5 protein-coding genes are annotated in these 9,154 nt (G+C 49.0%); 4 read left to right on the plus strand and 1 reads right to left on the minus strand.

The genetic code is table 11. From position 1 onward, the window contains the following. The 4 genes from VN105_RS11540 to VN105_RS11555 form a co-directional block, all read left to right on the plus strand. On the plus strand, positions 1–258 hold a 258-nt coding region (locus tag VN105_RS11540), incomplete at its 5' end, for a DUF4974 domain-containing protein (RefSeq protein ID WP_325640972.1). A gap of 139 nt (positions 259–397) precedes the next feature. Next, positions 398–3,811 (plus strand): TonB-dependent receptor, encoded by a 3,414-nt coding sequence (locus VN105_RS11545; protein WP_325640974.1) that lies wholly within the window; start codon positions 398–400, stop codon positions 3,809–3,811. Between the two features lie 22 nt (positions 3,812–3,833). Continuing rightward, the gene (locus VN105_RS11550; protein ID WP_325640976.1) at positions 3,834–5,285 is read left to right on the plus strand and encodes a RagB/SusD family nutrient uptake outer membrane protein; all 1,452 of its coding nucleotides are present in this window, start codon (positions 3,834–3,836) and stop codon (positions 5,283–5,285) included. Continuing rightward, positions 5,285–7,525, plus strand: a complete 2,241-nt coding sequence (locus VN105_RS11555; RefSeq protein WP_325640978.1) for a GH92 family glycosyl hydrolase — start codon at positions 5,285–5,287, stop codon at positions 7,523–7,525. The genes VN105_RS11550 and VN105_RS11555 overlap by 1 nt, the downstream gene beginning before the upstream one ends. Here the strand turns inward: VN105_RS11555 and VN105_RS11560 are convergent, their stop codons facing one another. Further along, positions 7,526–9,004, minus strand: a complete 1,479-nt coding sequence (locus VN105_RS11560) for a hypothetical protein (protein ID WP_325640980.1) — start codon at positions 9,002–9,004, stop codon at positions 7,526–7,528. Positions 9,005–9,154: the final 150 nt, after the last annotated feature.

Here is a 9,154-nt window from a genome sequence, read left to right on the forward strand (position 1 = left end):
AATATGAAAGAAGTACTGGTATGGAAAAAAGACGAACCGGTATTTGAAGATGTTTCCTTTGAAGCAGCTATTCCACTGATCAACAAATATTACGGTATTGATATCCGGTTCAGGGATGAATCCCTGCGGAGCAAAAAATTCACTGGCAATTTTATCAACGACCCTATGAAACAGGCGCTGGACGTAATTTGCGAGCTAACGCATGCTCAATGGGAAAAAGGACAGGACAGTATTATCTGGCTGGATAAACGATTTTAAAAAAGGCTATACTAAGGACGAGTTAGTATAGCCGGTTGTCTTAAACATTTAGGTAAACATTTAAAAACTACCCAAAGGTATGAAATTTCTTATCAGGGGAAGGCTACGCCTTTTCCCAAAGCGAACGTTTGCGTATTATATGAAATTAAGTTGCTTACTCGCCTCTGCTTTTCTTTTCAGCATCAATATGCTGGTAGCTGCTCCCGGCAAAGCGCAGCGATTGGAAGAAGTAGACGTTACCGTGAATCTTAAACGGCAGTCACTAAAGGAGGGGATCCGGCAGATCCAGCAACAAAGCGCTTTTAAATTTGCTTATGTAGCCGCCCAGCTCTCTCCCTATGACAACATTACTTTGCCGTCGGAACGCAGGTCGGTATTACAAACCCTCAACCTCCTGCTGGAAAATACCAGCCTCGCCTGGTCGCTCAATGGTAACACCATCGTTATCACCGAAAAGCGGATCACCGATCCCGTGCCATTATCCGCACGTGTGATCACCGTAAGCGGCAAGGTGACAGATGAAAAAGGCAACGGGCTGCCCAATGTAACCATTACCATCAAAAATGGCGGTGGCGGCGCCATTACAGATGTCAACGGCCACTTCTCCATTAGGGTACCCGACGAAAAGAGCATGCTTGTTTTCAGCATGATAGGCTATGCTTCCGTGGAAATAGCCGCGGGTAGCAGCACACCGCTGAATATTATACTGAAGGAAGAAACCCGTTCACTGAATAACGTAATAGTAGTGGGATACGGTACCCAGAAGAAAAGGAATGTAACCGCTGCCATCGCTTCTGTACCTATGGCCGAAATGCGCGACATGCCCCTTTCTAATGTGGCCACCGGTATGCAGGGAAAGATCCCCGGCGTGGTGGTACAGCAAACAGGCGGCGCCCCCGGCGCTACACCCGCCATCAAAGTACGTGGCTTTGGCTCTATCACGGCAGGTACCAACCCGCTTATTGTGGTAGATGGAAACATTGTAGACGCCAGCATTTTCAGTAACCTCAGCAGCACCGATATTCAAAGCATTGATGTGCTGAAAGATGCGTCTTCCACCGCCATTTATGGCTCCAAAGGTTCTAACGGCGTGTTGATTGTAACCACCAAACGCGGTAAATCCGGTAAAACGAAGTTTAACGCCGACGTATATACGGGATTCCAGGAGCTGTCTAAAAAAATAGATGTACTGAACTCGCAGCAGTTTGCCGAGTTCTCCAAAGAAGCCTCCAACAATGCTTATCTCGATAATGTACCCGGCGCCAGTATATCAGATCCTAACACGGTAAGGCCATCTTCGTACCTGCGGTACCGTTATCCCCGCGGCGATCTGTTCGAATGGTTCAACTTTGATGACCCGCAAAAAGTGGCCGCCATGCCTACCTACGATTACCAGGACATGATTTTCCGGAAAGGAATGATCAACAATTACCAGGTAACCGCCAGCGGTGGTAACGATAATGCACAATACCTGGTAACCGGCGGCTACCTGAAACAGGACGGGATCATTGAAAAATCAACGCTGGACCGCTACTCTATCCGTGCCAATGTAGACATCAACGTATCGGAACGCTTCAAGCTGGGGGCCAATATCAACCCGGTATATAAGATCCAGAACGATGTAAACAGCGATGGCCACTGGGCTAACAACGGCATCATCAATGCGGCCTTATCTGCCGTACCAATGACGCCCATCTGGAATGACGACCATAGCGCCTATACCTCGCAAACCGCGCTGGCCGCCCCTTATGGCTGGCCCGGCATCACCAACCCTGTAGCTAACATTACCGAGAATCCGAATGAGCTGATCACCACCAATTTGCTTACCAATGTGTACGCATCCTATAATTGGAAAGATTTTACCTATCGTGCCACCGGTAATTTCAATGTCGGGTCTACCAGGAGGAGTTCCTATAAAACCTCCCGCCTGCCGCTGAACCAGATATTGCCGCCTACACAGGCCGTGGGAGCAGATTCTACTGATATGACCACCAGTTGGTTATTTAACCAGACCCTCAACTATACAAAAACCACCGGTCCGCACAACATTGATGTATTGGTGGGTATGGAAGCGTATAAACTTCAATACCAGAAAAGCCAGGCGGTTGGTACCGCTTATGCCAACGACGTAGTGCCAACGCTGAATGCAGCAGGGTTACCAAGCAGTGTCTATTCTTTCAGAACCGCCAGTACCTCCACCTCCTACTTTGGCCGTGCTACCTATAACTACAAGGAAAAGTACATCGCCAATGTATCCCTGCGCGCTGACGGATCTTCCATTTTCGGCGCACAAAACAGGTGGGGCGTATTCCCCGCCGGCTCCGTGGGATGGGTGCTTACAGAAGAGCCGTTTATGAAAAACATCCCGGTGATCTCCAACGCTAAGCTGCGCGTAAGCTATGGACTGGCAGGTAATAACCAGTTCGGCGAGAACTACCCCTACCTTGCTACGCTCAGTGCAGATAACTACAGCTTCAACAATTCACTGGTAAACGGCATTGGCGCCGCCACACTGGGTAACCCGCAACTGGGATGGGAAAAAAGCAAACAGTTTGACGCCGGCGCCGACATCGGGTTATTCCATGAAAGGGTCGTTATCGGTATCGACTACTATAAAAGAAATACCAACGACCTGTTGCTGGCGGTGAACGTGCCAACCATCACCGGCTTCAGCACTGTTGTAAAAAATATCGGCGCCATTGAAAATAAAGGATGGGAATTTTCCGTTGCCTCCCGCAACCTCACCGGCGCCTTTACCTGGAACACCAATGCCACCCTTTCCTTTAACCGCAATACCGTAACAGCGCTGGGACCTACAGGGGACCCCATCCGCAGCAATTCCGGCGTGAATGAAACCAATATCACCGTTATCGGCAAACCGATCGGTAATATCTACGGATACAAACAGATAGGCATCTTCCAGAACCAGGCCGACCTGGATAAATTCCCCCACGATATTACTTCCAGGCCGGGTGATGTGAAGTTTGAAGATGTAAATAAAGATGGAAAGATCACCGCAGATGACCGCACAGTAATTGGGAACAGTCAACCTGATTTTATTTACGGTTTAACCAACACTTTCCGCTATAGGAACTTCGATCTTATGGTGGCCATACAAGGCCAGCAGGGCGGACAGATACTGAACCTCAGCCGCCGCTTCTTTGAGAACGTAGAAGGCAGCGCTAACCAGCTCACTACTGTACTGAACCGCTGGCAGTCGGAAGATAAACCGGGTAACGGCATTATCCCCCGCGCCAACCAGCGCACTACCGGTAACAACGGCGCTATCTCCGACCGCTGGGTGGAAGATGCCAGCTACCTGCGTATCCAGAACGTAAGCATTGGCTACCAGCTGTCTGAAAAACTATTGCAGCACATCCGGGTTCAACAGGCCAGGATCTATTTGTCCGCCCAAAACCTGTACACCTTTACCAATTACCTGAACTACAATCCTGAAGTAAGCAATTACGAAGGCGCTTTAACCAGCGGCGTAGACTATGGCCGGTATCCGCTCGCCAGAACATTCGTGGTTGGGGTAAATATCGGATTCTGATCTTGCTAAAAAATTAAAGAACATGCGCATAAATTATATATACATATTACTGGCAGCAGCGGTGTCATTTACCGCCTGCAAAAAGAGCTTCCTTGAGCAGCTCCCTCCTTCTACAGCTACCACCGAAAACTTTTACAAAACGGCAGACGATTTCAAAAATGCACTCAATGCCAACTACGGTTCCTTACAATCGGGCGGGGTGTTTGGCAACGCATACATTTACGGCGATATTCCATCTGATAATAATTTCCCCGTGCCATCCGGTACCATAACAGACCAGGATGAATTTGACCGGTTCTATATCAAAACCACCAACCCGTTTGTGGCTGCACGCTGGAGCGATAGCTACAAAGCCATTTCCCGCAGCAACACCATCCTTTCAAGGATTACGCCCATTGCCATGAGCGATTCGCTGAAAAAGCGCTTCACCGCTGAAGCACAGTTTCTCCGCGCGCTGGTATACTTTAACCTGGTACGTTCCTTTGGCGATGTGCCGCTGGTAGTTACCGAAATCACCAATGCCGACCAGGCATATGAATATACACGCGACCCGGCGACCAGTGTGTACGCACAAATTGAAACCGACCTGAAGGCTGCCGAAGCCGTACTACCGGTAAGCTATACCGGCGCCGACATCGGCAGGGCTACCAGCGGAGCCGCCAAAGCCTTACTGGGAAAGGTGCTGCTCACACAACATAAATATCCAGAGGCGGCAGCAAAGCTCAAAGAAGTGATCAGCTCGGGCGCCTATGCCATACTGGATAAATATGCAGATGTATTTGATGTGGCAAAGAAAAATAATAAAGAATCCGTTTTTGACGTGCAATACAAATCCGGCGGCTTAAAGGAAGGCAACCCCCTGCCTAATTCATTTGCCCCTGAAAACTCCGGTAATGCCGTGATCATGTTCGGCGGCGATGGTAATAACCAACCAACTCCCGATATGGAAAACGCTTATGAAGCCGGTGATGTAAGAAAGAATTTTTCTATGGCCACTTCTTATGTAAATGCCAGCGGAACTACTGTAAATTATTATTTTGTGAAGAAGTACTTTGATGTACCTGCCACTAAAAATGATAATGGCAACAACTTCCCCGTGATCCGTTATGCAGATGTGTTGCTGATGTATGCAGAAGCCCTCAATGAAATTGGCTACCAGGGCGGCGGCGAAGCTTTTACTTACCTGAACAGCATCCGTAAGAGAGCAGGGCTTGGAGAAAAAACAACCACCGATGTGCCCAACCAGGCAGCATTCCGGCTGGCTATAGAAAATGAAAGACGCGTGGAACTGGCTTTTGAAGGACATCGCTGGTACGACCTGGTACGCACCGGCAGGGCCATCCCGGTGCTTAACAGCAAAAAGGCACAGATCAGGTTAGTAGCCGATCTTACTGCCGATAACCTGGTGATACCTGTGCCGCAAAGCCAGATAGATATCAACAGGGATAAGATCAAACAAAACAAAGGATATTGATGATACGTAAAACCGTTCTTATTTTTTTATGTTTAACAGCTGGTATGGCAAGTGCTTTTGCACAAACCAACCAGCTGTTGGCTTATGTAGATCCCTTCACCGGCACAGCTAAAAGCACCACGCTCACAGCGCTTATGCATGGCGCAGGCACGGAGCAGCTGGCCAATACCATTCCTGCCATTGGTACGCCTTTCGGTATGACCCAATGGACGCCACAAACCAGGCTCACCGAACAAAAATGTGTAGCGCCTTATTACTATACCGATTCCCTTTTCACCGGCTTCCGCGGTACACACTGGCTCAGCGGCTCCTGCACACAAGATTACGGCAGTATGACCATAATGCCGGTTTGCGGGGAACTTAAAACCGTTCCTGAAAATTATGCGGTTCCCTTTGTAAACACCAGTGAAAAGGCTACACCCGCTTACTACGGCATCCTGCTGGGTAAAAATAAAATAAAGGCGGAGGTAACTGCTACTGCGCGTTGCAGCATGATGCAGTTCACCTTCACTAAAGACGATGATTGTTATATGATCATCCGGCCCAACAGCGACCGGGGTAAAGGCGCCGTGTATATCGACCGGCAGCGGAAAGAAATATCCGGCTATAACCCCGCGTTCCGCATCTACCAGGGACAGGGGCAGCCTGCCGGTTTCAGTGGTTACTTCGTTGTGCAGTTTGAAGAAGGCTTCAATGAAGCCAACGTATTCCAGGGCAACCATGTATTAACTGCCGATAGCATCAAAGACCAGGCAGGCATTGGCAGCGCTGTGAAATTCAGTGTACATAAAGGCAGCGTGATCAGGATCCGTGTAGGTACCTCTTTCACCAGTATTGAAGCTGCCCGGGAAAATCTTGCAGCAGAAATCAATCACTGGGATTTTAACGCAGCAACTGCAGCAGGCAACGAGGTATGGAACAAGGCACTGGGTAAAATTGAAGTAACCGGTTCTTCCGAAAAAGATAAGAAGATCTTCTATACTGCATTATATCATACCATGCAACACCCACGCCTGTTCAGCGATGTAAAAGGCACTTACCCCGCTTTTGCGCAATCGTACCAGGTAAAACAACTGGCCTCCGGCAACTACTACGACGACTTTTCCATGTGGGATATTTACCGCGCACAGCTGCCGTTGTATGAAATACTTGACACCGCGCTGATCAACGACCTGGTACGTTCCCTGATCCTGAAAGGGCAGCAGGGCGGGTGGCTCCCTATTTTCCCCTGCTGGAATAATTACACAGCTGCTATGATCGGCGATCATGCCATTCCTTTTATTGCGTCTGCCTATAATAAAGGTATCCGCAACTATGATATCAAAGAAGCGTACCGGCTGATGCGGCAAAACGCTTTTGATACCGCCGCTGCAGCCGATTATAAAGAAGGCAAGGGCCGCAGGGCTTTGTCTTCTTACCTGAAATACGGGTATGTTCCTTTGGAAGATAACGTGCCATATGCCTTCCATAGCCGCGAACAGGTATCCCGCACACTGGAATATGCTTTCGACGATTATGCTTTATCCACCATTGCGAAAGCATTAAACCGGCAGGAAGATTACGCAGCGCTGAAGAAAAGAGCCGGCAACTATGCCAATGTGTTTGATCCGCAGCTGGGAGATGTAAACGGCCGGTACGCATCGGGCAATTGGTATGAACACCCCGACAGGGATAAGAAAATGTTTTTTATTACGGAGGGAACACCACGGCAATACGGATTCTACGTGCCTCATGATATTCCCGGGCTCATCAAACTAACCGGCGGCAGCAAAAAGTTTGAAGCGGCGCTGGACAGTCTTTTCCTGAAGCAGCAATATTGGCATGGTAATGAGCCCGGTCACCAGATCCCTTTTCTCTATAACTACGTAAACGCGCAAACGAAAACAATTGCGCACACCCGCGAAATCAGGGCGATGGAATACGGCGTAGGGCCGGGAGGGTTATGCGGTAATGATGATGCCGGCCAGATCAGTGCCTGGTACGTGTTTGCCGCTATGGGCTTTTACCCCGTGAACCCCGTTGCGCCGGAATATGCCATCACGATTCCTGCGTTTGAACGTATTGTTATCCATACCGGCGTTAATACCACTACCACCATCAATGTAGATAACAAATATATGCCGGCGTTTATTGGCGCCATTAAAAAGGACGGTAAGCGATACAATACTAAACGCCTGTTGCATACCGACCTGATGAAAGGAGGCGTATTTGATATTTATCCTGCCGATGGCAGTCAGTAATTAATTGCAGCGGAAGCTGCTCCATAGCTGGTCCATTTGCTGCCAGATAATATGCGTGGCGGGCTGGGGGGAAATTTCAAAGAAAAGGGCGGTACGCTCCTGCGCTTCGCAATGCTTTACATGTATGGTACAGTGCAATTCCACAGGGCGCTGTACCATATAATTCAACATCCGGATACTGCCTCCGTAGGTATCTGCATCTCCCGCTGCTGTTTTCACTTTTTTGATATTCACAATGGTAGGCACCTGTTTCTCTGCAGGTATCCGGCGACTAATGATATTGCGGTTTACAAGGCCATTATAGTAAGCGGTAAGATAGCTGTTTAATGTAGGTGCATCTATCACCGGTTTATCTTTCAGCCACCAGAGGAAGGCATACGACCAGTGTTCCGCGCTGGCGCTGTCGCCCCAACCGGGTGCAAAGCGGATGTCTTCCACCCCTTTATAGCGGATCTCCGGCGCAAAATCGACCGGCACCTCGAAATGTTCTGTGCCCCAGCCTTTGGGCTTATTCAATTTATAAGGCGGCTGCCAGTTCACCGGGTCAAAAATATCCAGGGTATGTTTGATCCATTGTATACATTCGGTTTCATCTACAATAGAAAATGCTTCCGGGTAGCGGGAACCATTAATACGTTTGCCCGGTTGTTGCGCCACCATAAACGCCGCTTCCGTATTGCCTGCCAGGAGCAGGCGGCTCACCAGTTCCGTGGCATCGGGTATATAGGTATCGTATAAGCTGTTGCGTCGTTCCTTCAGTAACCAGGCAATGTCCGTATCATAATATACGCGAACGGGTATACGTTGCAGGTACCGTTCATTGCCAGCTGCGGTATCCCGGCTGTTAAAAGGCGTGAGCGCCTGGTAACGTTCCCGCCGTGTAGCCGGCGTTCCGATTTCACGGGTCATTTTATCGATGATAAAACCGGCGTCTCCTACCTGTCCGTCGTTCGGTTGTTTGCGGATCACCTGCTGGCACCAGTCCCATAGTCCAAACAGGTCCACCGGGCCGCTCACAGTAAAAACGGCTTTGGGATGTATGGCGTATGCGGCCGGGAACTGTTGGGTTAATTCCGTATAACGCAATGCGATGTTACTGGCATAATCATACCCCGCCAATACAAATTTCGATGTATCCGCTTTATACTTACCGGCTATGTGCCGCAATACAGTACTAACGCGGTTTACAGCAGCTGTATCGGCATACAGCAACTCTTTCATGGGAACAAAAACAGTCAGCAGATCATTGGCGCAGGCCACATTGTGCAGCTTTGTTTCCGGCACCAGGTTATCCGGCCGGTAAAAGTTATACAGCACCACCACTACGCCTTTTATATGATGGGAAAGCGGTGGTACGGCAAGGTAAGTATTGCCTGTACTGTCTTTCGGATCAAAAACCACTTTCTCCGGGTACTGCGCATAAACGGATGCCGCAAAAAAAACAGCAGTAATCAACAAGGCAAAAAAACGGGTGAGCATGATCAGGTAATTTTAGTACGGAAAGCGTTTCCCCCTACCGCTAAAAAAATGCCGCAAAAATGATGACTGGTAACCAGCAATTTAGTTCCTCGCCACTGTCCGTTTCCGGACCATAACGTTCACGAGTGAACGTCGCGGATTTTGTCTGAC

Source organism: Chitinophaga sp. (assembly GCF_035564935.1).
GTDB lineage: Bacteria > Bacteroidota > Bacteroidia > Chitinophagales > Chitinophagaceae > Chitinophaga.

Excerpts from the sequence above, each read along its gene's own strand:
- VN105_RS11545 (WP_325640974.1), top strand. The coding sequence starts at position 398 with ATGAAATTAAGTTGCTTACTCGCCTCTGCTTTTCTTTTCAGCATCAAT.
- VN105_RS11550 (WP_325640976.1), top strand. The coding sequence starts at position 3,834 with ATGCGCATAAATTATATATACATATTACTGGCAGCAGCGGTGTCATTT.
- VN105_RS11555 (WP_325640978.1), top strand. The coding sequence starts at position 5,285 with ATGATACGTAAAACCGTTCTTATTTTTTTATGTTTAACAGCTGGTATG.
- VN105_RS11560 (WP_325640980.1), bottom strand. The coding sequence starts at position 9,004 with ATGCTCACCCGTTTTTTTGCCTTGTTGATTACTGCTGTTTTTTTTGCG.